Consider the following 23,291-nt stretch of genomic DNA (forward strand, 5'->3'; position numbering starts at 1 on the left):
CCGACGACCCGTGTGACGCCGCCGCCATGAATTTCTTTCTGACGATCATTCTCGATGGCCTGATTCAGGCCTCGTGGCTGTTCATCGTCGCCCTCGGCCTGACGCTGGTATTCGGCGTATTGAAGATCCTCAACATCGCCCATGGCAGCTTCTACGCCCTCGGCGCGTATATTGCGGCAACTGCGGTAACCATGGTGGCCGCACGCGGCCTACCGCCGAGCGTTGGTTTCGTCGCCATGCTGCTCTCGGTGGCGCTGATCGCGTCCGCCGTCGGACTTCTGCTGGAACGCGGTCTCCTGAAAATGTTCTATGGCCGCAACGAAGTGGTGCTGCTGCTGGTGACCTATGCCGTGTTTCTGATCCTTGAAGACGTCACCAAGCTTATCTGGGGCGTCAATCCGATCTATGCGACGCAGCCATATGAGCTGTTCGGCAATCTCGAATTCGCTGGGCTCTACTACGTCGGCTACGATCTGGTGCTGATACCGATTTCGGCCGTGGTCGGCCTTGCGATATGGTTCGGCCTCAATCGCACCGTGATCGGCAAGATCGTGCTCGCAGTCATACATAACGAGGAAATGAGCGTGAGCATGGGCGTGCGCGTCAACCGCGTCTACGCGATCGCCTTCGCGTTCGGCGTCCTGCTCGCCGCCCTCGCCGGCGCCCTGACCGCGCCGAAAATATCGATGCAGCCAGGCCTCAGTTCGGACGTCATCATCCTAAGCTTCGCTATCGTCGTGATCGGAGGGCTGGGCAGTGTCGAGGGAGCGGCAGTCGGCGCGATTTTGGTTGGGCTGGCGCGCGCTGCTTCGGTGCATCTCATGCCGCAAGCCGAGTTGTTCATGATCTACTTGATCATGGCGGCAGTGCTGATGTTTCGCCCTGAGGGCCTGTTCAAGCGCGAGACGGCAAGGCGGATTTGATGAGGAAAGGCCTGCATCCCCTGGTCATGATCGCCCTCGTCACCGCGGTGACGCTGTTCGGCCGCGTGCTGCCGACCTGGACCTTATCGCTGGCGACGATTGCCGCCTCCAATGCGCTGATCGCGCTTGGCATCGTCGTGCTGGCGCGCACGGGCAACGTGTCGTTCGGCCAGGGCCTGTTCTTTGCCGCCGGCGGCTATGGTGTGGCGCTGATCGCCAACGCCTGGGGTCTCACCGATGCGGTGGCTCAGGTAATCGTCGGCGCAGCCTGCGGCGGCCTGCTCGGCCTGGTCATCGGGCCGTTGATCGCGCGCTACAGCGGAATTTTCTTCGGCATGCTGACGTTGGCGCTGTCGATGGTGTTTTACGGCGCGCTGGTGAAATCGACCGCGCTTGGCGGCTCCGACGGGTTCAATGTCGGACGGCCAAGCCTGTTTGGCATGAGCTTCACCGATCCGCGCGAGGCCGACTTCATGCTATACGCCGTCTCGGTCATCGTGACCGGATTTGCCGGCATTGCCGCGACGATCTTGTTCCGGTCCGAATTCGGTCTTGCCAGCCTTGCGGTGCGGGAAAATAATCTGCGAGTCGAGTATCTCGGCCTGTCGGCCAACCGGATCATATCGATCAACTTCCTGATCGCAGCGATCTTCGCCGGCGCCAGTGGCGCCTTTGCTCTGATGGCGCAGCGGCATATCGATCCGCAGTTCGCATACTGGACCACATCAGGCGAATTCGTCTTCGTGGCGGTGCTTGCCGGCAACCAGAGCGTGGCCGCGGTTTTCGTCGCCTCGATGGCGCTGGAGCTGGTCCGTTCGTTCTCGAACCTCTATTTGCCCAATACCTGGCAACTCGTGCTCGGTGTCTTCCTCCTAGGCGTCATTCTGTTTCTGCCGCGTGGCATCGGTTCGCTCTGGATCAGGGACCGGCACAAGCGGCGCATCTCGGCAACGGTTCCGCTCACCGCCGAACGAGGAGCCGCACCGTGACCCCGGTCCTTTCGGTGCGCCGGCTCGAGAAACGCTTTGGCGCAGTAGTTGCGGCCGATGCACTCACCCTCGATATTCCGACCGGTCAAAAGATCAGCCTGATCGGCGCCAACGGCGCCGGCAAAACCACCTTCGTCAACATGGTCACCGGCTATCTAAAGCCTGACAGCGGGACGATCTTGCTCGACGGAATCGACATCGGCAGGCGCTCGCCGCGAAGCGTAGTCCGGCTTGGCATCTCCCGCTCCTTCCAGATTCCACAATTGTTTGTCGAACTTACCGCCGCCGAAAATCTCACTGTAGCAATTTCCGGCATCGGCACGCGAATGTCACTCCGGGCGCCGGCCGAGGCCCAAGGCCGCCGCGACGAGGCCGTCGAGTTGCTGGAACGCTTTGGTCTTGCCGATCTAGCCGATCGCCCGATCTCGGAGCTTGCGGGCGGCGTGCGCAAACTGATCGACATCGCCATGGCATTGGTCCGCCGTCCAAAACTACTGCTGCTCGATGAGCCGACCTCCGGAGTATCGGCGGAAGAAAAATTCACGACCATGGATCGCGTTATCCACGCCGTCGCGCCCGACGCAGCGACCCTCGTATTCGTCGAGCACGATATGGAAATCGTCAGCCGGTACGCCGACCGCGTCGTGGCGTTCTATCAGGGCCGGATCCTAGCCGACGGAGCGCCGGCCGAGGTTCTTAATAATCAGGAAGTCCGCCGCTACGTCACTGGGGGCGTGCGATGAACATCGCTTCGCCATTGCTCGCAGTCGACAATCTTGTAGTCGAGATCCAGTCGATGCCCGCATTGCGCGGCTTTACGATGCACGTCGCGAAAGGCGCCATGGTCAGTCTGGTCGGCCGCAACGGCGCGGGCAAGACGACGCTGATGCGTTCGATCATGGGGCACCTCACGCCGGCGCGGGGCTCCGTGCGGTTCGAAGACACCGATCTGTCGTCCCGCCCGCGCCATGCGCGCGCGGCGCTCGGAATCGGCTATATGCCGGAAGATCGCTGCCTGGTGCCTCAGTTGACGGTCGAGGAAAACATCATGTTGCCGTTATGGGTCGCGGGACATCTGGACCGCAAGGCCCGACTCGACTTCGTCTATGAGGTGATCGGCGAACTTACCGAGATGCGCCAGCGCAAGGCGCTATTGCTGAGCGGCGGCCAGCAAAAGCTGGTCGCCCTCGGCCGGGCGCTTGCCATCGGCACCAAATGCCTGCTGCTCGACGAGCCGTTCGAAGGCATCGCGCCAGCGCTGTCGGAACGGCTGTCGGAAGTGCTCGCATCACTCAAAGGTAAGGATCTGACCCTGCTGATGTCGCAATCGGACCTGAATCATTCGCGCGGGCTGATTGACATGGAATTCACGATTGAACGTGGCGCCAATCCCATACCCACAAGTCAATGAACCCCGACGGGTTCGGACGTTGCCGGCCGGTTTCGCGAGACGCACCGCCGGCCTAGTCGCCCTCGTGTCCGGCTCCCGCTTCTGCCATCTCACGAAGCATCTCGGCGTTCAGCACAACGATAGCGCCGTGCTCCAGGCGTACCCAGTCGCGGGCCGCCCAGGCGCGCAACTGCTTGTTGATGCTCTCCCGGGTCATGCCGACCATCTCGCTGATCTCCTGCTGCGTGATCGCGATGGTTCGGCCCTGCGGTGCAGATTTGTGCTTTTCGGACAGGCGAAGCAGCGCGCTGGCCAGCCGTCCGGGCAGATTCTGCAGGATGATCTGCTCGACCTGATCGCTGGTCCAACGAATCCTGGTGCACAACAGTTCGATAAACTTCATCGCCAGCCCCGGCTGGCTGCGCACAAAGGGTATGAATTCGCGCCGGTCGATGGTGAAGAGCTCGCAATTGCTGTTTGCGGTAGCGTCTGCCGAACGCGCCGAACCGTCAAGCAACGCGATCTCGCCGAAGATCTCACCGGCCCCGATCAAGTTCAGGATCGCACTGCGACCGTCCGGCGAGGAAATGCTGATCTTCACTGTGCCTGAAATCACCGCGAACAGGCTGACACCTGGATCGCCCTTGGAGAAGATCGTAGCTCCCCGCTTCAGCGTGGAATGTTTGGCGTAACGGCAAAGCTGCTCGAACGCCTCGGCCTCGAGATCGGCAAAATACGGATGCTTTCGCAAAATCGACAGTTTGCTACTCGGAAATCCGTGAGCTTCACCCGTCCTTTGTTGAGGCACGCCAGTCAAACTCCAGACTAAACTGCAGGGATGCAACCCTTCCGTAATCAACGCGGACTGGCTTTTCAACCGGAAAGCGCGCCACTGCGTCGATTTAGTGGCCGAAAAATGAAGCAGGCGCCCAGCGTTAACGCACCAATAACCGTGGAACCGGCAACCAGATAGTACAGCCAATCGAGCTGCGCGGCAGGCTGTTGCAGCAACAACCACCCTCCAATCAACACGATAGCAGCCCTCAACAGGCTCACCAGCAACGGAGCGGTGGCCCGGCCCCATCCTTGATGGGCAGAAAGCAGCACGTCCGATACGGGTCCTGTGCGATGGACGCCGACTACTACGTAGGCCGCGGCGGCCGCCAATACGCGTGCTGTTGATTCGAGGGAAGCTGACCGGCCGCTGGCGCCCGTGGCGCCATATGCCGGTGGCTATTCCCTCGCGATTCCCATTTCCTTGATCACGCGCTCATACTTGGCGACCTGATCGCGTGTCATGCCGCGCAACTCCTCGGCTGAACTGCCGCGTACAGCAAAACCCAGCTCTTCGAGTTTACGGCGCACATCAGGATCGCCGACCGCCTTCAGCACCTCGGCATTCAGACGGGCGATGATGTCCTTCGGCGTGCCGGCGGGAGCAAGAATGGCGAACCATGAATTGAAGAAGAAGCCGGGCAGACCGGATTCCGAGACGGTCGGTACATCAGGGAATTGCGACAGTCTTTTCTCAGTGGTTAGCCCGATCAGCTTGAGTTGGCCACCACGAACCAGCGTTGCCACTGTGCCCAGGCCCTGGAAGCCGACCGGGATTTGCCCGGCGGCAATGTCGGTTGCGGCTTGGGTGGCCCCCTTATAGGGCACATGCGTCAGCGATATGCCGGCAGCCGACGCGAACATCGCCATCGCCAGATGCTGCGGGCTTCCCGGCCCGCCTGAGCCATAGTCGATCTTGCCGGGCGCCGCCTTCGCGGCAGCGATCAGGTCTGCTGCGCTCTTGAAGCTGGCCTTGTTGCTGGTAACCAATCCCCACTCCACCGTCGCAACCAGCGACACCGGCTCGAAGTCCTTCAGGATGTCCCAGCGCATCTTGGACTGCAGGTTCGGCACCATCGTCATGATGCTGTCGTTGAACCCGCCAATCGTGTAGCCGTCCGGTTCGGCTCGGGCGACGGCCTCAGCCCCGATCAGTCCCGACGCGCCTGGTTGATTCAGGATCACGAATTGCTGGCCCATGTTGTCGGCCATCTTCTGGGTCACGATCCGCGCTGCAACATCGACCGCACTTGCCGCGGCAAGAGGTACGATCATCTTGATGGGCCGGTCCGGATAGCTCGCTTGGGCGATCGCCTGGTGGCTTGAGAACAACGCGACCGCAAGCAGCAAATGGATCAGGCGCATTCGTATCCCCCATCATGTGAGCCGCAGCTTGTGCCTTCATTTATTGGGGAAAGAGTGCGCTTGAACTTACCGCTTTGCAACCGGGCCAGAAATTGATCCGGCCTCGGCGGCGATTCGCTTGGAAGGCCGCATGGACACGTAGTGATTACAACAGCTTTCCGTCCGGCCCAAAAAACGGATGGGGACCGTCGAAGGTGCCTATGGGGACGTGGTGCGTGACGATGCTGCCGAACCTCTCTCCCGGAAACCACGTATGGAGGTGGAAGGCTGGTGGCTCGACCTTGAAGGAGGGTTCGCGCAGCTCAGCCAGATCGAGATCGACAGCATGGTTCGGAGCGGGACAAATCGTGGTGGGAACGCCCGCAAACATGGTCAGCGTCGCGCGATGGACATGCCCCGTTGCGATCAACTGCACGCGCGGGTGACGGCGCACGATGGGCGCGAGTTCGCTTGCGTTGAGGAGATTCTGGCGGTCCATGTGCCAAATGCCCGCCCGGAACGGGGGATGGTGCAGAAACAGCAGTGCCGGCCGGGCGGGCGACGAAGCCAGCATCTCATCCAACCATTGCAACGTAGCCCCCTCAAGCTCACCGTGCGGCTTTCGGTGCACGCTGGAATCCAGCAACAGCAGATCTACTCCGGCGATCTCGATCTTCTGATTGAGCGCCCCGGACACGAAGGCATACGAAGCGGAGGGAAACGCGGCACGCATCAACTCGCGCGAGTCGTGATTGCCCGGAATACCGGCGAACGGGAGCTTGAGCGGCGCCAATAGCCGCGTGAGGTATTGGTATTCCTCAGCCGTCGGCGTGTCCGCGAGGTCGCCAGAGATCACCACAAAATCGGGCGCAGGGTTGAATTTGTTCAGTGCCACAATGCAACGTTCGAGCGCCTTTGCGGTATCGACCCTGCCATAGGCAAGCGATCCCGGCGGCTTGATATGCAGATCGGAAATCTGGGCAATATGAACCGGTTTTGGCAACATCGACCCTCTCAGCTCTCGGGAGGCAGCAGGCGGACAGCGTCCGGAGAAATCGATAATCCGATCCGTTCGCCTGGCCTTGTTCGAAGCGTATTCGGCGCGTCGACCGTGAGCAACCTGTTGGATGCGCCACTGACGACCAGCCGTTGCCTGTCCCCGATGAAGCTGATGCTGTCGATCGTGCCCGAAAGCGACGCACTTCCGGCTGACGTCACGCGAATGGTTTCGGGGCGGATCATCGCGACCGCCGCCGGCATGTTCACATCGCAGTGAATCGGCTGCCGTCCGCCCGGCAACACTAGATGACGGTCCTCGATGGTCGCTTCGACAATATTTGCGGCGCCAATGAATTCGGCAACAAAGCGACTTCGCGGCGTGAAGTAGATCTCGCGCGGCGTGCCGATCTGGGCAATCGCTCCCTTCTGCATGACGACGACACGATCGCCGAGCTCCATGGCCTCTGACTGATCGTGGGTCACGTAAATCGTGGTGATACCCAGCGCGCGCAGCAAGCGATTCAGCTCACTGCGCAGTCGGTCACGCAACGCGGCGTCGAGCGCCGTCAACGGCTCATCGAGCAACAGGATACCAGGCCGGATCGCAACCGCGCGGGCCAGCGCGACGCGCTGACGCTGGCCGCCGGAAAGTTGGTCGATGCGGCGGTGCTCAAGTCCGGAAATATTTGTGAGCGTCACCAGTTCAGCGACGCGTTCGGCGCGCTCTTTGCTGGGCACCCCGCGGATCTTCAGGCCATAGCCGATATTGTCCGATACGGTCATGTTGGGGAAAAGCGCGTAGGATTGGAACACCATGCCGACGTTGCGCCGCTCGATCGGCACCGGCGTCATGTCCTTGCCGTCGAACAGCACCCTGCCGCCGGCATCGGGCAGCTCGAGGCCTGCGATAATGCGCAGCATGGTGGTCTTGCCGCAACCGGAGGGACCGAGCAGCACCAGCGTTTCGCCACGCGCGATGTCGAGCGTTGCGGGTTGGAGCGCACGCGTTCCGTCGGCAAAGGTCTTGCCGCAGGCATCGATACGCACCGCGGCGCCGTGTCCGGCCTGCGCGCTCATCTCTTCGCTTCCTTCTCGGCAAACAATTGCATGGCGACCAGCAGCGGAATGATCATCACGAAGAAGATCAGCGTATAGGCAGAAGCCACTTCCAGCCGCATTGAGGCGTAGCTGTCGGCAAGTCCGATCGGCAACGTCTTGGTCAGCGGCGTATGTAGCATCCAGGTCAGGTTGAATTCGCCGAGCGACAGCGTCACCACCATCAGGCTGCCCGCCAATATACCCGGCAAAGCGTTGGGCACGATCACGTCGCGGAATCGTCGCCACGGCGATGCACCGAGCGACGCTGCACTTTCGTCCAATGTCTTGATGTCGATGGTCGCGAATACGGCCATCACCGACCGCACCATGAACGGCATGGTGAAGATGACGTGGCCCACGAGAATGAACAGCCAGGAACGGCGGAAGTCGCCGAAGTCGCCGTAGGTCAAGAGCAGCGCCAGCGCGATGGCCAGGCCAGGGATCGCCAACGGCAAGGTTATGATCTCCTCGACGACCCGCGACATGCGCCCTCCCCTGATGTGCAAGGCATAGGCGGCTGGAACGCCCACGGCGAGCGTCAATGCAAGGGTTGCGAATGCTATCACGAATGAGAGCAGGATAGTGCCGGCATAGAGCTCCCACACCTGCGCGACCCATTGCAGGGTCACGCCGGACTGGATGCCGCGGAAATAATTCACGGTCACGCCGGCGGAAATCGACAGGATCGCGGGCACCACCAGGAAGGAGGCGACCAGCAGAGTGAAAATGAGTTGGGAGGTGAAGATCAGGCGATCGCGCATGGTCTCATCCGGCGGCCGCGACGGCGCTTCCGCTGAAGGAACGAGCAAGCGCAAGAATGAACCAGGTGATGATGCCAAGCCCGACCGACAGCGCGGCCGAGATGGAGAAATTCGCAGCCAGCGTGAATTCGGTATAGATCAGCATCGGCAGTACGTCGATGTTCGTCGCCAGCGTAAACGCCGTCCCGAACGCCCCCATCGCAGTCGCAAAGGCAATTGCGCCGGAGGCAACGAAGGCCGGCGCCAGCGCCGGCAGAACGACATCGCGCTGCACGGCCCAAGGGCCCGCGCCAAGCGATCGCGCGGCTTCTTCCAGGCCGATATCAAGCTTCTGCACCGCGGCCATGATGGTGAGAATGACGCGCGGAATGGAAAAATAGAGATATCCGAGAAACAGCCCGTAGATCGAGTAGGCGAATACCAGCTTTTCGCCAAACAGGCGGTTCGAGAAATCGCCGATCAGGCCCTGTCGCCCGGCGAGAAGAATGATCATGAAGCCGACCACCACGCCGGGAAACGCGAGCGGAAAGGTCAGCATCGCAATCAGGACGGCGCGGCCGGGGAAACGATGCCGTTGCAGGAACATCCCGGCGATCGTCGCCACGATCAGGGTCACGATGGTGGTCGCGGCGGCGAGCAGCACCGTGTTGATCAGGGTCGCGCGGTAGCGCGGCTCGGTCAGGATCGCGAGATATCCCGCGAGCCCCTGCGGTCCCCCTGCCCCGGTTACAACGAGCCGCGCCATCGGCAACAGGAAAAATGCCGCTGTCACTACCGCAAGCGGCAGCAGGCATAACCAGACAAAGGACCTATGTGACATCAGAAGTTGGCGCCCCGGCGAGCGGCACCATATTGCCTCAGCGGACCTCGGCGAGATAGCGGTCGACAAAGCCTTTTTGCATGTTTTCCATCTGGCCCCAGTCGACGTTCTTCGCGCGCGCATATTCGCTGTCGGGCAGGAATTTCTTCTTGACCGCTTCGGGCAGATCGATCGGCCGCGCCGGGCGGAGGTAGGCGTTGGTCCAGATCGCCTGTCCCTTGTCGGACAGAAGATAATCCAGCACCTTCTTGGCCTTGTCCTTGTCGGGCGCGTTCTTGACGAGGCCGACGACGTAGGGAAACACCACCGATCCCTCGCAGGGGATCACGAATTCAAAATTTCCCTTCTCTGAATATTTCGCGCGATAGGCGTTGAAATCATAGTCGAACAGGATCGGCATCTCGCCGGAAACAACGCGGGCGTAGGAAGTCTGCTTGGGAACGATTGGGTCGTTCTTCCGCAAGTCCTTGAAGAAGTTAATCGCAGGATCGAAGTTTGCTTCGGAGCCACCGAGCGCCAAATTGATGGCGACCGCGCCGACGTAACCGACGGCGGCCGAGGACGGATCGAGATAGCCGACCATGCCCTTATAATCGGACTTCAGGAGATCCTTCCAGCAGGCCGGCACCGGCTTGCCGCCGAGAGCGTCCTTGTTCACGAATAGGCCGAGCGTGCCGGAATGAATCGTGGTCCAGTGGCCGTCGGCATCCTTCAGGCCGGCAGGAACCTGATCCCATTTCGCAGGCTTGTAGGGCTCGAGCGCATCCTGTGCCTTGGCCTTCATGCCGAAGGTGACACCGAAATAGCCGATATCGCCGACCGGGTTGCTCTTCTCGGCCAGTATCTGAGCCAACGCTTGGCCGGAATTCTTGTTGTCGTGCGGGATATCGTAGTTGAGATCGGCTTTAATGGCCTTCAGCATGGAGGCCCAGTCCGCCCATTCTGGCGGGCAATTGTAGCAGATGACGTCGGCCGCTTTGGCGGATTGCCAGGGCGCCATCAGCAGCAACAGCGCCAACGGAGCGAGAACAAAGCGGGCGGTCTTCATGGGTCACTCCAGATTAACATCGCAATTTGCGATTTCAGTATCAGTCGGTGTGCAAGTATAGACCGCGTATGAACGTTTTGCGACAAGCCGTGTTGCTATGCAGCAAGCTGCAACGCCAGAGGCATCCGGCAATTTCGCAGGTCGGCGATTTCCGCTAGCATCCAACGCGAGAGGAGATGACCATGTACCAACCTCCAGGCGTGAAGGCGTCGCCCGATCTTCCGATTCCTGACCGGATGAGAGCCTGGGTGCTCGGCGATCCGGATCAGCTTCTGCTGCAAGAGAAGCCGGTACCCGTTCCCTCACGCGCCGAAGTTCTGATCCGGATCGATGCGGTTGCGATCTGCGCCACCGATCTCGAAATCATTCATCGGGGCTCGCCAGCCAGCATTGGAGGCGGCCTGCCCTTCAACAAGAATTTCACGCCGGGCCACGAATATATGGGCACGGTCGCCGCGCTCGGGCCTGACGTCGACGAATTCGAAATCGGAGAGCGGATCAGCGTGGAGATCCACGCCGGCTGCGGCCAATGCAAACGCTGTCGCCAGGGCATGTATACGTCATGTCTGAACTACGGGAAGCCGGAGAAGGGCCATCGCGCGAACGGCTTCACGACAGACGGCGGCTTCGCCCAATACGCCATCAATCACATCAACACACTGGCGCGGGTGCCCGACGCCATGAGCGACGCCGAGGCAACGCTCGTCGTTACCGCGGGAACCTCGATGTATGGGCTGACGGAGTTGGGAGGGCTGGTGGCCGGCGAGAGCGTCGTGGTGATTGGTCCGGGGCCAATCGGACTACTCGCGGTCGCCGTCGCCAAGGCGCTCGGCGCAAGCCCGGTCATCCTGACGGGAACGCGCAACAAAAGGCTAGCGATCGGTCAGGAGCTCGGCGCCGACCGTGTCATCAATATCAACGACGAGGACGCGGTTGAGGTGGTCAAACAACTCACCGGTGGCATCGGCGCAGACTATGTGGTCGAGTGCGCCGGCAACGAGGCGACGATCAACCAGGCCATTCACATGACCAATCGCGGCGGGAAAATATGCCTCGCCGCGTTTCCTCATGATCCAGTCACGATGGATCTCGCGCATCTCGTGAAGAACAACATCTATGCCTACGGCATTCGTGGCGAAGGCCGCAGCGCCACCCGCCGCGCCATGGCGCTGATGGCGGAAAAGCGTTTCGACGCCACGAAAATCCATACCCACACATTTCCGCTGGCCGACCTGCCGACTGCGCTGCGCTATGCCCGCGAGCGCATCGACGATGCGATCAAGGTGGTTGTGACCAACCGGCAGGCGGGCGCGATCACGAACGCGGCTGCCGAATAGCACGAACGGCGGCAGTCACCGCCCTTCGAACTTCATACTAGATTCGTCCCAAGGCGGTCAGGACAACCTGAGGCGTCAGAGGAATCTCCGTGATAATTGTTCCGAACGGCCTGAGTGCGTCATTGACCGCATTGGTTACGGCCGCCGCCGCACCTGCCGTCCCGGCCTCGCCCGCGCCCTTCGCACCCAGCTCGGATTCCATTGTCGGTGAGACCACATGCCCGACATCGATATCCGGCATCTCACCGGACATCGGAACCAGATAATCAGCCATATTGGCGTTCGTGAGCTGGCCGCGTTCGTCATACACGCATTTCTCAAACAGCGCCGCGCCAAGGCCCTGCACCACGCCACCCCTGATCTGCTCATCGACCAGCTGGGGGTTGATGATGGTGCCGCAATCCTCGACCACCCAATGCTTCAGCAGCTTGATAAAGCCGGTATCGATATCGACCTCCAACCACGAGGCCTGAACGCCGTTGGTGAAGGCGAAAGGGTATTCGCGCGGGACAAAGTGCCTGGTAGCCATCAGTTCGGCCTGAATGCCCGGCGGCAGCGTGTCGGGACGGAAATAGACAATCCGCGCGAGTTCGCTCAACTCGATCCGCGGCGTACTATCGACGGCATTCACGACAGCATTGTTGACGATGTCGAGTTCACCCGGCGCAGCCTGGAGGATGGCGGCTGCGACGTCGAGTATGTTCTTGCGCAGTACCTTGGTGGCCTGCAGTGCGGCCTCACCGCCAATGCCGGCGCCACGAGAGGCCCAGGTGCCCCCGCCATACGGCGTGTTGTCGGTGTCGCCCAGGATCACGCGAACACGGTCCATCGAGACGCCAAGCACGCTGCCAACGATCTGTGCCGTGAGCGATTCCGAGCCCTGCCCCTGCTCAGTTATACTGGTCTGGCAAATCACCGAGCCCTGAGCATCGAGCCGCACCGCGACGCCGTCCTGGGAAGATATTTTCGCGCCCCCGACACCATAGAAGGCAGCGCTGGGATTGGTGACCTCGATGAAGCTGGCGATCCCGATACCCCGATGGATATTTCTTGTTCGCAAGGCCACCTGCTCCGCGCGCAGCGCGTCGTAATCCATCATCCCGATGAGCTTGGCGAGCGCTGCGTGATGCGACAGTTGTTCGAAGCGCAAACCCGATGGTGAGGCGCAGGGATAGGCGTTATCGGAAATCAGATTACGGCGACGGATTTCGATCGGGTCCATGCCGATCTTCATGGCCGCCAGATCGACCAGACCTTCCGTCACCGAACAGGCGATCGGATGGCCGACGGCGCGGTACTGGCACATCACATTCTTGTTCTGGAATACGACGCGAGCCCGGGCGCGGTAGTTCCTGGTCGCATAGGGGCCGCCGACGAGATTAACGACCTGATTGGCCTCGATCGCGCTGGTGCGCGGATACATCGAATAGGGTCCGATACCCGTGAGATCGTCGATTTCGAATGCCGTGATGGTGCCGTCGCGATTGACGCCGATCTTTCCCTTGCAGCGATGGTCGCGGGCATGAATGTCGGTGTTGAAGCTCTCGACCCGATCGGCGACGAATTTGACCGGACGCCGCAGCAGCTTGGATAGCGCGTAAGTTGCCATCTCGTCGGCATAGATATGGACCTTAATGCCGAAGGAGCCGCCAACGTCCTTGCAGACCACGCGGACCTGCGATTCCTTCAAACCGAGATGGAGCGCTGCGATATTTTGCACCATATGCGGCGCTTGCGTGCCTTGATAGATGGTCAACCTTGCTTCCGCGGCATTCCAGTCTGCTACCACCGCGCGTGGTTCCAGCGTCACGCCGGTGTGCCGCCCAAAAACGAAGTCTGCCTCCACCACCTCGTCGGATTCGGCAAAGGCCTGATCGACGGCGCCTGCGTCGTGATTGCGCTCAAAAGCCAGGTTGTCACCGAGCGAGGCATGGATTACGGCTGTCGCTGGATCGAGCGCGGTGCGCATATCCGTTACGGCATCGAGCTCCTCATATTCGATCGAGACAAGCTCCGCGGCGTCCTCGGCCTGCGCGCGGCTGCTCGCCACTACGGCCGCGACCGCTTCACCCTGCCAACACACGCGGTCAACCGCGATAGCGCTTTGCGGAGCGGATTTGAGGCCCTTCAAATGCGAGAGTACGCCGACCCACGGCGTAATGACGGTCGAGAGCTCCCTACCTGAAACGACCGCAATCACGCCCGGCATCTGTTTGGCCGTCGAAGCTTCGATGCCATTAATCTTCGCATGCGCGTGCGGCGAGCGCAGAAACACGACGTGCGCCATGCGCGGCAGCTCGATGTCGCTGACATAGAGCCCGCGCCCCTGCATAAGCCGGTCGAGGTTCGGCCGTGGCACTGTCTTGCCGATATAGGAGTTCGGACGGTCCAGCGCAGAAAGCGTTTCAGAATTTGCCCGGGCTGATGTCATGGCAGGCGTCCGCTGCGTGCCTGCGCCGTGGTCTCGATCGCGTCGACAATTGCCTGGTAGCCTGTGCAGCGACAATAATTGCCGGAAAGATGTTCGCGGATCTGTTCTCGGTCCAGAGACGCCGATTGCTTCAGCAGATCCTGCGCCGCCATCAGCATCCCCGGCGTACAGAAGCCGCATTGCAGTGCGTTACGTTCCCGGAACGCAGACTGCAAATCCGCAATCTCACCGCTGTCGGATAGCCCCTCGATCGTCTCAACCGTTGCATTGTGCGTCTGCACCGCAAGCATCAAACAGGAACGGACAATATCGCCATTGACGCGGACCGTGCATGCACCGCACACCCCGTGTTCGCACCCGACATGCGTGCCGGTAAGCTTGAGATGCTCGCGAAGAAAATCAGCCAAGTTGAGCCGCGGCAGTATATTCGCTTCAATACGCTCACCATTAACACTCAGCGAAATCGCAACCGCAGCCGTCACGCCGATGCTCCCGTGCAGAGATCAGGGCGGGCAAGCAACGACGATACGCATCGTGTCAACAGGACCTTCGCCAGATGCCGACGCATGGTAGGTGTCGCCTGTTGATCCTCCAGCGGATCCAGCTCATCATTCAATGCGGAAGATGCCTCGGCCAACACCGCAGGCGTGACGGCGACATCAACCAGTTTGCCGGCAGACTTAGCTAGCAGCGGGCGATCACCGACGGCAAAGAAGCCAAGGCGAAGATCGGCGAACTGTCCATCCTTGACGAGGGCTTGTGCTGCGAGGCCGACGATCGCATAGTCGCCATGACGGCGGGCGAACTCATGAAAGAAATGCGTCGAACTCTTTGGGATCACCGGCAACTCGACAGCGACCAACAGTTCCTGCGGCGTCAGCGCGGTCTCGTAGATTCCGGCAAAGAACTGGTTTGCCGCAATCCGCCGCTCGCCGCTCGGCCCGCAAACAACAATGGTCGCGCCAAGCGTCAGCATGCAGGCCGGCAGCTCCGAAGCTGGATCTGCCTGCGCAAGGCTCCCCCCAATGGTCCCGCGGTTGCGGATCGCGGGATGGGCGACATGGGTGACAGCATCCCTCAGCAAGGGAGCATGGGCTGCTATCTCCGGAGATTTCAACAGATCGACGTGACGTGTCAGCGCACCGATGGTGAGGACACCTCCCTTCACCACAACCCCGCGCAACTCGGCCAACTCGCTGATATCGACAACAAGTTCGGGCGCGATCAAGCGTAGATTCATCGCCGGCAGCAGGCTCTGGCCGCCCGACAACACCTTGGCCTTCTCGCCATGCGCGGTCAGCAATTCCAGCGCATTTGCGACGCTGGTCGCGCGAGCGTAAGCGAAAGCCGAGGCTTTCATTTTTGGCGTGACCTCCCCGGCCCACACGATCGGCATTTTCGCGGGATTAGACGGCTGAGACTGCCAAAGGTCAAGTTTGTTGTCGGGCAATTATTTCGACTTTGAGCTTGTTTTCGTGCGGCGAACGACGCACGTTCTGTGCCAAACGAAAAAGCCTGCCTTTCGGGGAAGAGCAGACCATGAAGCTTGGGTTCTTTACGATGCCGATCCATCCTGTCGACAAGGATTGGCGGCTTTCGCTCAAGGAGGATCGAGAGGCTTTCCTGCTAGCTGACGAGCTCGGATTCACCGAGGGCTATGTCGGCGAGCACACCACCGACAGAGCCGAGAACATTACGTCCTGCATAGCTTTCATGGCATGGCTCGCTGCGGCAACCAGGCGGATCAAGCTTGGCACCGGCACCGTCAACATGCCGAACGCTCATCCGGCTGCTATTGCAGCCTCGATCGCCATGCTCGATCACATGCTCGACGGACGCCTGATCTTCGGTATCAGCCCCGGTGGCCTGCTCTCGGACGCGGAAGTGTTCGGTAACCTTGAAGCGGACAGGAATGCCATGTTCCTGGAGGCGATCAACCAGGTGCTTCAGATCTGGGCCAGCGATCCCCCGTACAATCTTCGCGGCAATTACTGGAACATATCGGTTCAGAAAACCCTGATCGAGGACATTGGCCAGGGCTTCATTCCGCGCCCGCTGCAACAGCCGCACCCGCCAATCGTGGTGACGGCGGTGGCGCCGTTCTCTAAAGGCGTAACGGAAGCCGCCGCACGTGGTTGGGATCCTATCTCCGCAAACTTCCTGATGCCGGCCTGGGTGAAAAGCCATTGGCCGAAATATGTCGAGGGTTGCGAACGCGCGGGCCGCCCTGCGGACACGGCGAATTGGCGCGTTGCCAAGAGCGTGTTCGTCGCCAAGGACGCAGCCACCGCAAAGGCGTATGCCACCGATCCGGACGGGCCTTATGTCTATTATTATCGCTCGTTGCTTACCAAGCTGAAGCGCGGCGGTCGCATCGAGCTGTTCAAGACACGCCGCGATCAGCCCGACGACGAAGTGACGCTGGAGTCGATCTGCGAAAAGCTCATCATTCATGGCACTCCGGACAGCGTAGCGGATCAGATAATGGCTTTTCAGGAAGAGATCGGGCCCTTCGGCACGCTGCTCTATGCCGGCAAGGACTGGAAAGACCGGGAACTGGGGCGTCAGTCGATGATCCTGATGGCCGAAAAAGTCATGCCGAGGGTCAATGCCGGCGCGTCCAGCGGCTCCAAAGCCGCCGAATAACCCGCTTACACGAGGAACGCTTGCCGTGGCGCTGAGCGATCGTATCCCCTACCAAGCACAGATCGACCGGCCGAAGCTCGCACTTCCCGGCGGAAAGAAGCTTGCGGTATGGGTCATCCTCAATGTCGAGGAGTGGCGGATCGAGAACCCCATGCCTCGCACGGTGCTAAGCCCGCCGATGGGGCAGCCGCTGCTGCCCGATATACCGAACTGGTCATGGCACGAGTACGGCATGCGCGCCGGCTTCTGGCGTCAGTTCAAGGCACTGACCGACCGCAAAATGCCGGCGACCCTGGCGATCAATGCCAATGTCTGCAATTCCTACCCGCGCGTCGCATCCGCCGCGTTGGAAGCTGGATTCGAATTCATGGGCCACGGCTTTGTGCAGGGGCCGATGCACAAGGTCGAGAACCAGGCAGACGCCATCAAGCGCTCGGTCGAAACAATTTCAAAGTTTTCGGGGAAGCCGCCACGGTCCTGGGAAAGCCCCGGCCTCACCGAGACCGAGGAAACACTTGATCTGCTGCGCCTCAACGGTATCGAGTATGTCGCGGACTGGGTGATCGACGACTTGCCGCAGGATATCGCCACGCCTCACGGCACCATCACGACGATCCCCTATTCGGTCGAAACAAATGATATCGTCATCCACGCGCTGCAGCATCTGCCTTCCGAGCAATTCCTGAAACGCTGCACCGATCAGTTCGACCGGCTATACCTGGAAGGCGCATCTAATGCGCGGATCATGGCAATCTCGATTCACCCCTATATTACGGGCGTGCCGCATCGCATCAAGTATCTGGAGGCGCTGCTCGACTATGTGCTTGGTCACGACGGCGTAGCACTGATGACAGCCAGCGAGATTGGCGACTGGTATCGCGCAGCGATGGCAAAGAATTGAATTGCGGGTCTACCACAAGGCCGCCGGAGGTTCAGTAGCGGGATTCGGCGATCCACTCATGGGGACTTGTCGCCATCCCCGGCAATAAACCGGCCGAAGCTGCCGCGCGCAAACAGCAGCGGTTCCTGCCGATTATAAGCGTAGGCTTCGACGGCACCCAGGAAGATGATGTGGTCGCCGCCGTAATACCGGTTGGCCGCGCGGCATTGGAAATTCGCGACGCTGTCGGTCAACACCGGCGCGTTGCCAAGCCCCGGCGCCCAGCTCACGTCAGCGAACTTGTCATCCGACGATTTGGCAAACCGCGACGCCAGCGCTTGTTGGGAAGCTCCGAGAACATTGACCGCGAAATGGCTGGCATTCTGGAAGATCGTAAGTCCTTGAGAAAACATCCCCAGACTCCACAATACCAACGGCGGATTGAGTGACACCGAAGCAAAGGAGTTGCAGGTCACGCCATACGGCCTCCCATCCGCCGCCATCGCCGTAACGATGGTGACGCCCGTGGCGAATGTGCCAAGCGCATTGCGAAAATCGCGCGGATCAATCGCCGAGTTGTCGCTGGCAAGTTCATTGGCCGGATCAGCCGGATGTTTGGGTGCGTCAGACATCCGCCGGGCCTCAGAGCGTCAGATTTTCGGACGGCAGGCCAAGCGCCACGCGTCCATAATTGGTTCCTGCCGCATCGAAATTGAATGCGAGGTGCGAATTCACCGCGTGAGCGTCGCGGAACTGGCGTTGCAGCGCGCCAGACGTGAACAGGCTGCGCGCACCGCTTGCTGCGAACAACAACGAGACCGCTTCGGTGCAGAGGTTCACCGCGAACGCGCCATCCCGTCGCAGTCTCGTCTTGGCCGCAAGGTCGGGAACGTGGCCCCGCCTTGCGTCGGCCATCGCATCGATGCAGTTCGTGCGCATGACGAGGCGGGCCGCGTCGACTTTGGCGGATGCCTCGGCGATCTTGATTTGGGTCGTCTGGAGGTCGCTGAGCTTGGCACGATTGTAAGTCGAGGCCCGATGCCGCGCGAATTCGACGTAATCATTCAGACAGGCCTGGGCATTACCCAAGCCGACACCTGACAACACGTAGGGAAACAGCGAGAATACCGGCAGCGCATACAGCGCGTTTGGATTGACGACGCTTCCTGGCGTCGGCCCGCCGGTCAGATCACTGACCGCGACGGTCATTTTCTCCGCAACAAAGGTATCCTCGACCCATACATCGTTCGACCCGGTACCGCACAGCCCCGTCGCGTTCCAGGTGTCGTTGATCTTGTACTCACTCCTGTTGAGCAGGAATATCCGGTATTCGATGCCGTCAGCCTCATCGTCTGAAGACACCACACCGGAAAGCATGTTCCAGTCGCAAGACTCGACACCCGAGGAGAACGGCCAATGACCACGTAGGACATATCCCCCATCCGCTTTTCTCGCGCGGCCGGCTGGAAAGATGAAGGACGACGCGATCAGCGCATCGGCGTCCCTGGCCCAGACCGCGTCCTGTGCCTGCCGGTCAAACATCCCCAGCATCCAATGATGGCTGGCAAGATTGGCAAAATTCCAGGCCACGGAAGCATCAGCCTGCCCCAGCGCATCGGCACAATCGACCAGAGCGACGTAGTCAAGCTCAGCGCCCCCGACACGTTTGGGCTGCACGACTCGGAACAAGCCGGCATCATGCAGGTCGCGCTCGGTCTCCGGCGGCAGGCGGCGAAGCTCTTCGGTCTTTGAAGCACGATCGCGCAATTCTGGAATCAGAGCCTTGGCACGCGCAACCATGGCGGCATAGCCCGCCGTACCCGGTCCCGCGGCCGACCCCGCATCCGCCTTGACGCCATCTCCAGCCATATGTTTCTCGCCTGCTCCGTTGCTTTGCGCCGCCCGAGCTTCGTTAGTCTACCGCCTGATCGGCAATGATCAAGGCGTGGATCGTGGCCCGAAGCCACCCCTTCATCCTCGGCTTCGTGAACGGGATGTCGGTCTGGTATCGTCCGAATGGACCTGCGGCATCCACACATATCATCGAGACGTTTAGTTCGCTTGCCCGCCGCGGGCTGGTGATCGAAAAGTCGCCTCTGCTGGACGGCGGCGCGCCACCTGCGGACCTTTCCGGCGGCCGGTCAGCAACTGGACAATCAGGTCAGTGAGCTCGGCCATTAAACGCGGTGACCACCACCTCGATCAACGCGCTACCCCCGAGATCGGCCACGCCGACCGTCGCTCGCGCCGGGTAGGTCGTCGACGAAAATTTCGGTCCAAGCCTCCATCTCCTTTTTCTTTGAAGATCGAGGCGCTGACGACGCGGGAAGCAGCTGTCTTGCCTCCGTCAGAATAGTCGGCAATCTCGCCGAGGGTGTTCCGAGTCTGCTCACCTGTCGAGGCGCTGGTGTCGTCCGCGATCGTGCCGCCGACGAATACAAACCCGCTAGCCTTAACCGCGCGTGTATGATCGGCGTGCGGATGTTGCGGATGTTGTTCATGATGTCCCAGGGCATCCGGTAGATTCGGACTGTTCCTGCGGTTACCGACAATTCGCGGGGTGTATCCATCACAGTCGTAAAGAACTCAGCACTATCTTCGGATACTCCCTCATCGTCGACGACTGCCTGGGACCAGAGCGAGTCGACCCAGTCCAGATGAGCGCAAAGATCAACTCTGTACATCCTCGAGAGATGCTGACCATCTTCAAACCCTCTAACAATTTTCGGAATTATCGACTACCCGATGCACTCGATCAGAGAAACGCAAAGACTCTCGATACCCATGCGACCGTGGTGTTGGTCGATATGAACATGCGGGCACGGCGCAAATGTCGAAGATGGCCCTATTGGCCTTGACGCGTCACAGTCGGCGTTGGAGCTCCCTGCCACTCGAGACGCCAAATGCCACCTTGCCGCAGATTCTGAACAAGGTCGGGACGAAAGCACACGAGACAGGTGCCCCTGGCGTGCCGAATTGAGGGATAGATAATTCCGTTGCTCGAGTGGTCGATCCGCAACTGTCGGGCGAGGCTTTGACCAGCCGGATAGGCAATTGCCGGGTCCTTGTGCAGAGCGGGGTCGACCTCGACGTCGACATCACGCAAATCGTGAAATGGGCCAAAGAAGTCGGCAATGAGTTCGGTGTAGTCGGTGACGTTTTCAAAGCGCCCGACAGCTTCAAGTTCGCGCGTCAGGTGATAGGAGATTTCGCCAATCGCGGTGTCGGCATCAAAGGCGCAATAACAGGCACCGCGATCGTCATCATTGAAACGATTGCCGCCCGGACGCGTATGCGTGAACGCAGCGTTGATGAACGTGAAGCCGGCCCGACCAAACACGAGTTCGCGTGGATCTAGCTGCGGAAGCCCCGTCTCCTGCGCGACCAAGCGACCATTTGTAGCACTCTCAAGCGCAGCCAGATCTTCAAGCGCGCCGTGATTGGCAGCAAGCGGAAGCAACACCGGGTCTTTGAGCCGACCGGTTGAGATCAGCCGCACCGTGTCGCGCTGTGTCAGGTTGAACGTTGGTGGCAAGGGCATTCATAAACCGCCGCGTAGTGCGTCGATATGCCGGCGCACTTCCAGCATCTTCGGAATGCCACCTTCTATCATCGTATCGAGTGGACGTCGGCCGCCATAGAGCGGCCCCTTGTTGACTAGCCGCACCCATTCGTCCGACAACGGCTCGGAAAACAGTAACCGAAGGCCTTTGAAGATGCCGATCAGCGCGCTGATCCTGGTCAGCGTGTCCTGCGATAGCGTGCCAGACCACTCACCTTTCTTCATTCGGAACCAGGTTCGTTCCGACACGTCACCAAGAAGCGCGCAGACCTCAGGCCCAGTTAGACGCCAGATTTCGGCAAGACGAACCATGCCGTCGACCGCAGACGGCGTCAGTCGTTCACGTGTGGAAACATCCGAGAGGTTCGGCACTGACTGCCCCGCCCCCGGGTCTATCACCGGTCTAACCGCTGCCTGATTCATTGAAGCAGACCTCCGCCATTTGGCAGCCAATATACTGCCATTTGGCAGGATCTCAAGTGATTGAAATGGGGTGCCTAAGCTATTGTGAACAAACAGCAATACGTACCCGAAACGCCCATTCGTTTTATTCGCCATTGCGTCACAGCTAGTGGTCCTCCCACGGCGCAAGGTGTCCTAGTACCTCGTCACAGAGGTTTTGACGGGACTTGCAAGACGGGGAGGTCCTCGGGAGGAACGGCACTTCGGTGCTGCGCGGCACGCCCGCTTGGCGGCGAATAAAGCCTGAGCGTTCGAGAGTAAGGATCATCTGGTGGACTGACGCTGGGGTCACGCCAAACTGCCGTTGCATCTCCCATTCGGCGGGGCGGGCGGCGATGCACGCGCGTATAGGCATCGATAAAGGCAAGGTACTGGGCCCTGCTTGGGTGTGAAGCTGGGTCTGCGTCCGTCAGACATTTGATCCATCTGTCGATTCAGTTTGGCCTCCGACCCGGAGGCCACGATGAATATACGTTATCGTGTCACGTTGACCCAAGTCGAGCGCAACGAACTCAGGGCGCTCCTGAAGCGCGTGACGTCAGGACGATCCAGCCTCTTGATGTAGCTCGCCACCCCGCATCAAGCGGCGGGCTATATCGGCTGTCTGCAGTGACGCGCGTTCGGTCGGTGAATGGGCCGCCAGATAGCGGGCAACCGCGACGAGGATGTGCCGGCCCTCGTCCGTGTCGCCCCACGCGCCGAATTGCCGGACTCCCGCCTCCAGCATCTGATACGCATGATCTTCGCGCAGCACCGCATGCGCGAGCATGGCGATCAGCGCCTGCGGCGAATGGCCGAGCGTGAGATGCCGTGCCACCAGGCGCGCGGCGAGATCAACCTGTCTCTGCCGGTCGAAGGCGTCGAGCAAGGCGGCGCCGATCGTCTCTGGATCCGCGGGCAGATCACCGAGCTGCTCGCCGCCGTCGCCCGGGATGCGCGCCGGCGGCACATTGAGAAAGCGAGGTCAAGATGCCGTCCTCGACGCTGCCGCGCTCGAGCGGGAACCCCATGTGCGGGCACCGATTGTCGAGGGCGAAGACACGCCCGCGGTCGTAGATGACGAGGATCGGACGATGGCCACCATGCACAACTAGCCGCCCCTTGATCTTCAGCTCCTCAAGGCTGCCCGCCAGCGCAAATTTCTTGCTAGGCATGTCCATGAGCATACCTCCCATTGTCACCTGGGCCGCTGCAGGTACCCCACAACATAGGCATCCTCTCGCGCAAAGGCGAGAGATTGCCATGGGGGGCTGGCGCAAAAGGGCGCGAACGCTATTGGCGGCACGGAAGTCACCTATCAGGTCCCCGATCTTGATCCCGTCCGGTCGGTCTCCTAGCTGGTGCACGCGAGCCATGAGCGCCAAGGTTGGCGCGCGCCTGTGACGGTCGCGTCGGAGCGTGTCCTAATTTGCCTTCGCCAGTGTACTAGTTAGGACAGTGCCCGAGGCTCGGCACTGCGTGTTTGAGCGGCGCTGGACATGAAGAGCGCAGCGCTGCGTCCACTACGCTGCTAAACTCAGCCAACATCGCGTGTCCAGTATTCTTGACGACCCGGCCATGGTGTTCGGCAACCTTGGGATTGACAAGAGCGCAGATGGATCTGAAGCTGGACGTGCGGCCCTCTTGGTCCACATCGGTCAGCCGACTGTAGCCAGCCGCATCGCTGGATTACGTGAATCGTAAACAACGAAAGCGCGGCTTGGCGAGCGCGAGCCTCAAATCCGGTTCAATGGCCGCTTCTGGCCCCAAGCCGCCGATCTGCAAAAC

Annotated in this window: 25 protein-coding genes; 8 read left to right on the plus strand and 17 right to left on the minus strand. The window is 60.6% G+C overall.

Features of this window, described 5'->3' with window-relative positions:
* Window positions 1–26 precede the first annotated feature (26 nt).
* From CP49_RS23840 to CP49_RS23855, 4 genes are read left to right on the plus strand one after another with little or no spacing between them, the layout of a single operon-like run.
* Window positions 27–923, plus strand: coding sequence for a branched-chain amino acid ABC transporter permease (locus tag CP49_RS23840; RefSeq protein ID WP_057852621.1), 897 nt, complete (start codon window positions 27–29; stop codon window positions 921–923).
* Window positions 923–1,912 carry a branched-chain amino acid ABC transporter permease gene (locus tag CP49_RS23845; protein WP_063791750.1) on the plus strand — a complete coding sequence of 330 codons (990 nt, stop codon included), beginning with the start codon at window positions 923–925 and terminating at the stop codon, window positions 1,910–1,912. Before CP49_RS23840 ends, CP49_RS23845 begins: the two co-directional genes overlap by 1 nt.
* Window positions 1,909–2,655, plus strand: coding sequence for an ABC transporter ATP-binding protein (locus CP49_RS23850; RefSeq protein ID WP_057852622.1), 747 nt, complete (start codon window positions 1,909–1,911; stop codon window positions 2,653–2,655). The genes CP49_RS23845 and CP49_RS23850 overlap by 4 nt, the downstream gene beginning before the upstream one ends.
* Window positions 2,652–3,323, plus strand: a complete 672-nt coding sequence (locus tag CP49_RS23855) for an ATP-binding cassette domain-containing protein (protein ID WP_057852623.1) — start codon at window positions 2,652–2,654, stop codon at window positions 3,321–3,323. The genes CP49_RS23850 and CP49_RS23855 overlap by 4 nt, the downstream gene beginning before the upstream one ends.
* A gap of 52 nt (window positions 3,324–3,375) precedes the next feature.
* Here CP49_RS23855 and CP49_RS23860 read toward each other — a convergent pair whose 3' ends face one another.
* The 7 genes from CP49_RS23860 to CP49_RS23890 form a co-directional block, all read right to left on the minus strand.
* Entirely contained in the window at window positions 3,376–4,110 is a 735-nt protein-coding gene (locus CP49_RS23860; protein ID WP_057852641.1) for a Crp/Fnr family transcriptional regulator, read from the minus strand.
* Between the two features lie 425 nt (window positions 4,111–4,535).
* On the minus strand, window positions 4,536–5,501 hold the full coding sequence (locus CP49_RS23865; RefSeq protein ID WP_063791751.1) for a Bug family tripartite tricarboxylate transporter substrate binding protein: 966 nt from the start codon (window positions 5,499–5,501) through the stop codon (window positions 4,536–4,538).
* 145 nt (window positions 5,502–5,646) lie between these two features.
* Window positions 5,647–6,486 carry a phosphodiesterase gene (locus CP49_RS23870; protein WP_057852624.1) on the minus strand — a complete coding sequence of 280 codons (840 nt, stop codon included), beginning with the start codon at window positions 6,484–6,486 and terminating at the stop codon, window positions 5,647–5,649.
* Between the two features lie 8 nt (window positions 6,487–6,494).
* Window positions 6,495–7,556 (minus strand): ABC transporter ATP-binding protein, encoded by a 1,062-nt coding sequence (locus CP49_RS23875; protein WP_057852625.1) that lies wholly within the window; start codon window positions 7,554–7,556, stop codon window positions 6,495–6,497.
* Window positions 7,553–8,338, minus strand: a complete 786-nt coding sequence (locus CP49_RS23880) for an ABC transporter permease (protein ID WP_057852643.1) — start codon at window positions 8,336–8,338, stop codon at window positions 7,553–7,555. Before CP49_RS23880 ends, CP49_RS23875 begins: the two co-directional genes overlap by 4 nt.
* Before the next feature lie 4 nt (window positions 8,339–8,342).
* Window positions 8,343–9,158, minus strand: coding sequence for an ABC transporter permease (locus CP49_RS23885; RefSeq protein WP_057852626.1), 816 nt, complete (start codon window positions 9,156–9,158; stop codon window positions 8,343–8,345).
* Between the two features lie 37 nt (window positions 9,159–9,195).
* Window positions 9,196–10,206, minus strand: a complete 1,011-nt coding sequence (locus CP49_RS23890; RefSeq protein WP_057852627.1) for an ABC transporter substrate-binding protein — start codon at window positions 10,204–10,206, stop codon at window positions 9,196–9,198.
* A gap of 182 nt (window positions 10,207–10,388) precedes the next feature.
* On the opposite strand from CP49_RS23890, the gene CP49_RS23895 reads away from it, so the two are divergent.
* Window positions 10,389–11,543, plus strand: a complete 1,155-nt coding sequence (locus CP49_RS23895) for a zinc-dependent alcohol dehydrogenase (RefSeq protein WP_057852644.1) — start codon at window positions 10,389–10,391, stop codon at window positions 11,541–11,543.
* A gap of 37 nt (window positions 11,544–11,580) precedes the next feature.
* On the opposite strand, the gene CP49_RS23900 is transcribed toward CP49_RS23895, so the two are convergent.
* The 3 genes from CP49_RS23900 to CP49_RS23910 are packed head-to-tail and all read right to left on the minus strand — an operon-like array spanning window position 11,581 to window position 15,334.
* Window positions 11,581–13,974: a xanthine dehydrogenase family protein molybdopterin-binding subunit gene (locus CP49_RS23900; protein ID WP_057852628.1), complete on the minus strand. Its 2,394-nt coding sequence runs from the start codon at window positions 13,972–13,974 to the stop codon at window positions 11,581–11,583.
* Window positions 13,971–14,456: a (2Fe-2S)-binding protein gene (locus tag CP49_RS23905; RefSeq protein WP_057852629.1), complete on the minus strand. Its 486-nt coding sequence runs from the start codon at window positions 14,454–14,456 to the stop codon at window positions 13,971–13,973. The genes CP49_RS23900 and CP49_RS23905 overlap by 4 nt, the downstream gene beginning before the upstream one ends.
* Window positions 14,453–15,334, minus strand: coding sequence for an FAD binding domain-containing protein (locus tag CP49_RS23910; protein WP_057852630.1), 882 nt, complete (start codon window positions 15,332–15,334; stop codon window positions 14,453–14,455). Before CP49_RS23910 ends, CP49_RS23905 begins: the two co-directional genes overlap by 4 nt.
* 179 nt (window positions 15,335–15,513) lie before the next feature.
* Here CP49_RS23910 and CP49_RS23915 point away from each other — a divergent pair, with 179 nt between their 5' ends.
* Window positions 15,514–16,620, plus strand: a complete 1,107-nt coding sequence (locus CP49_RS23915) for an LLM class flavin-dependent oxidoreductase (protein ID WP_057852645.1) — start codon at window positions 15,514–15,516, stop codon at window positions 16,618–16,620.
* A 25-nt stretch (window positions 16,621–16,645) separates the two neighbouring features.
* Window positions 16,646–17,521 carry a polysaccharide deacetylase family protein gene (locus CP49_RS23920; RefSeq protein ID WP_057852631.1) on the plus strand — a complete coding sequence of 292 codons (876 nt, stop codon included), beginning with the start codon at window positions 16,646–16,648 and terminating at the stop codon, window positions 17,519–17,521.
* Between the two features lie 56 nt (window positions 17,522–17,577).
* Here the strand turns inward: CP49_RS23920 and CP49_RS23925 are convergent, their stop codons facing one another.
* Window positions 17,578–18,132, minus strand: coding sequence for a flavin reductase family protein (locus CP49_RS23925; protein ID WP_057852632.1), 555 nt, complete (start codon window positions 18,130–18,132; stop codon window positions 17,578–17,580).
* 10 nt (window positions 18,133–18,142) lie between these two features.
* The gene (locus CP49_RS23930) at window positions 18,143–19,369 is read right to left on the minus strand and encodes an acyl-CoA dehydrogenase family protein (RefSeq protein ID WP_057852633.1); all 1,227 of its coding nucleotides are present in this window, start codon (window positions 19,367–19,369) and stop codon (window positions 18,143–18,145) included.
* A gap of 65 nt (window positions 19,370–19,434) precedes the next feature.
* On the opposite strand from CP49_RS23930, the gene CP49_RS49340 reads away from it, so the two are divergent.
* A complete protein-coding gene (locus CP49_RS49340) occupies window positions 19,435–19,668 on the plus strand; it encodes a TetR-type transcription factor C-terminal domain-containing protein (RefSeq protein ID WP_156438602.1) in 234 nt (77 codons plus the stop codon).
* Window positions 19,669–20,345: 677 nt separating this feature from the next.
* Here CP49_RS49340 and CP49_RS23935 read toward each other — a convergent pair.
* The 5 genes from CP49_RS23935 to CP49_RS46250 all read right to left on the minus strand — a co-directional run bounded on the left by CP49_RS23935 (window position 20,346) and on the right by CP49_RS46250 (window position 22,684).
* Complete coding sequence (locus tag CP49_RS23935; protein WP_057852634.1) at window positions 20,346–21,041, minus strand: RES family NAD+ phosphorylase; 696 nt, start codon at window positions 21,039–21,041, stop codon at window positions 20,346–20,348.
* Window positions 21,042–21,485 carry a hypothetical protein gene (locus tag CP49_RS47710; protein WP_057852635.1) on the minus strand — a complete coding sequence of 148 codons (444 nt, stop codon included), beginning with the start codon at window positions 21,483–21,485 and terminating at the stop codon, window positions 21,042–21,044.
* Between the two features lie 145 nt (window positions 21,486–21,630).
* A complete protein-coding gene (locus CP49_RS49345) occupies window positions 21,631–21,879 on the minus strand; it encodes a helix-turn-helix domain-containing protein (RefSeq protein WP_420807637.1) in 249 nt (82 codons plus the stop codon).
* Window positions 21,880–22,062: 183 nt separating this feature from the next.
* On the minus strand, window positions 22,063–22,473 hold the full coding sequence (locus CP49_RS23945) for a hypothetical protein (RefSeq protein WP_057852636.1): 411 nt from the start codon (window positions 22,471–22,473) through the stop codon (window positions 22,063–22,065).
* Window positions 22,427–22,684, minus strand: a complete 258-nt coding sequence (locus CP49_RS46250; RefSeq protein WP_197423203.1) for a Rieske (2Fe-2S) protein — start codon at window positions 22,682–22,684, stop codon at window positions 22,427–22,429. The genes CP49_RS23945 and CP49_RS46250 overlap by 47 nt, the downstream gene beginning before the upstream one ends.
* Window positions 22,685–23,291: the final 607 nt, after the last annotated feature.

This window comes from Bradyrhizobium valentinum (genome assembly GCF_001440405.1).
Lineage (GTDB): Bacteria > Pseudomonadota > Alphaproteobacteria > Rhizobiales > Xanthobacteraceae > Bradyrhizobium > Bradyrhizobium valentinum.

Bases quoted from the DNA above. Each gene is read 5' to 3' on its own strand.
- CP49_RS23925 (WP_057852632.1), bottom strand. From the start codon at position 18,132: ATGTCTGACGCACCCAAACATCCGGCTGATCCGGCCAATGAACTTGCC.
- CP49_RS23875 (WP_057852625.1), bottom strand. From the start codon at position 7,556: ATGAGCGCGCAGGCCGGACACGGCGCCGCGGTGCGTATCGATGCCTGC.
- CP49_RS49340 (WP_156438602.1), top strand. From the start codon at position 19,435: ATGATCAAGGCGTGGATCGTGGCCCGAAGCCACCCCTTCATCCTCGGC.
- CP49_RS23935 (WP_057852634.1), bottom strand. From the start codon at position 21,041: ATGCCCTTGCCACCAACGTTCAACCTGACACAGCGCGACACGGTGCGG.
- CP49_RS46250 (WP_197423203.1), bottom strand. From the start codon at position 22,684: ATGGACATGCCTAGCAAGAAATTTGCGCTGGCGGGCAGCCTTGAGGAG.
- CP49_RS23840 (WP_057852621.1), top strand. From the start codon at position 27: ATGAATTTCTTTCTGACGATCATTCTCGATGGCCTGATTCAGGCCTCG.
- CP49_RS23890 (WP_057852627.1), bottom strand. From the start codon at position 10,206: ATGAAGACCGCCCGCTTTGTTCTCGCTCCGTTGGCGCTGTTGCTGCTG.
- CP49_RS23845 (WP_063791750.1), top strand. From the start codon at position 923: ATGAGGAAAGGCCTGCATCCCCTGGTCATGATCGCCCTCGTCACCGCG.
- CP49_RS49345 (WP_420807637.1), bottom strand. From the start codon at position 21,879: ATGCCTATACGCGCGTGCATCGCCGCCCGCCCCGCCGAATGGGAGATG.
- CP49_RS23870 (WP_057852624.1), bottom strand. From the start codon at position 6,486: ATGTTGCCAAAACCGGTTCATATTGCCCAGATTTCCGATCTGCATATC.
- CP49_RS23910 (WP_057852630.1), bottom strand. From the start codon at position 15,334: ATGAAAGCCTCGGCTTTCGCTTACGCTCGCGCGACCAGCGTCGCAAAT.
- CP49_RS23915 (WP_057852645.1), top strand. From the start codon at position 15,514: ATGAAGCTTGGGTTCTTTACGATGCCGATCCATCCTGTCGACAAGGAT.
- CP49_RS23900 (WP_057852628.1), bottom strand. From the start codon at position 13,974: ATGACATCAGCCCGGGCAAATTCTGAAACGCTTTCTGCGCTGGACCGT.
- CP49_RS47710 (WP_057852635.1), bottom strand. From the start codon at position 21,485: ATGAATCAGGCAGCGGTTAGACCGGTGATAGACCCGGGGGCGGGGCAG.
- CP49_RS23880 (WP_057852643.1), bottom strand. From the start codon at position 8,338: ATGCGCGATCGCCTGATCTTCACCTCCCAACTCATTTTCACTCTGCTG.
- CP49_RS23885 (WP_057852626.1), bottom strand. From the start codon at position 9,158: ATGTCACATAGGTCCTTTGTCTGGTTATGCCTGCTGCCGCTTGCGGTA.
- CP49_RS23895 (WP_057852644.1), top strand. From the start codon at position 10,389: ATGTACCAACCTCCAGGCGTGAAGGCGTCGCCCGATCTTCCGATTCCT.
- CP49_RS23855 (WP_057852623.1), top strand. From the start codon at position 2,652: ATGAACATCGCTTCGCCATTGCTCGCAGTCGACAATCTTGTAGTCGAG.
- CP49_RS23865 (WP_063791751.1), bottom strand. From the start codon at position 5,501: ATGCGCCTGATCCATTTGCTGCTTGCGGTCGCGTTGTTCTCAAGCCAC.
- CP49_RS23930 (WP_057852633.1), bottom strand. From the start codon at position 19,369: ATGGCTGGAGATGGCGTCAAGGCGGATGCGGGGTCGGCCGCGGGACCG.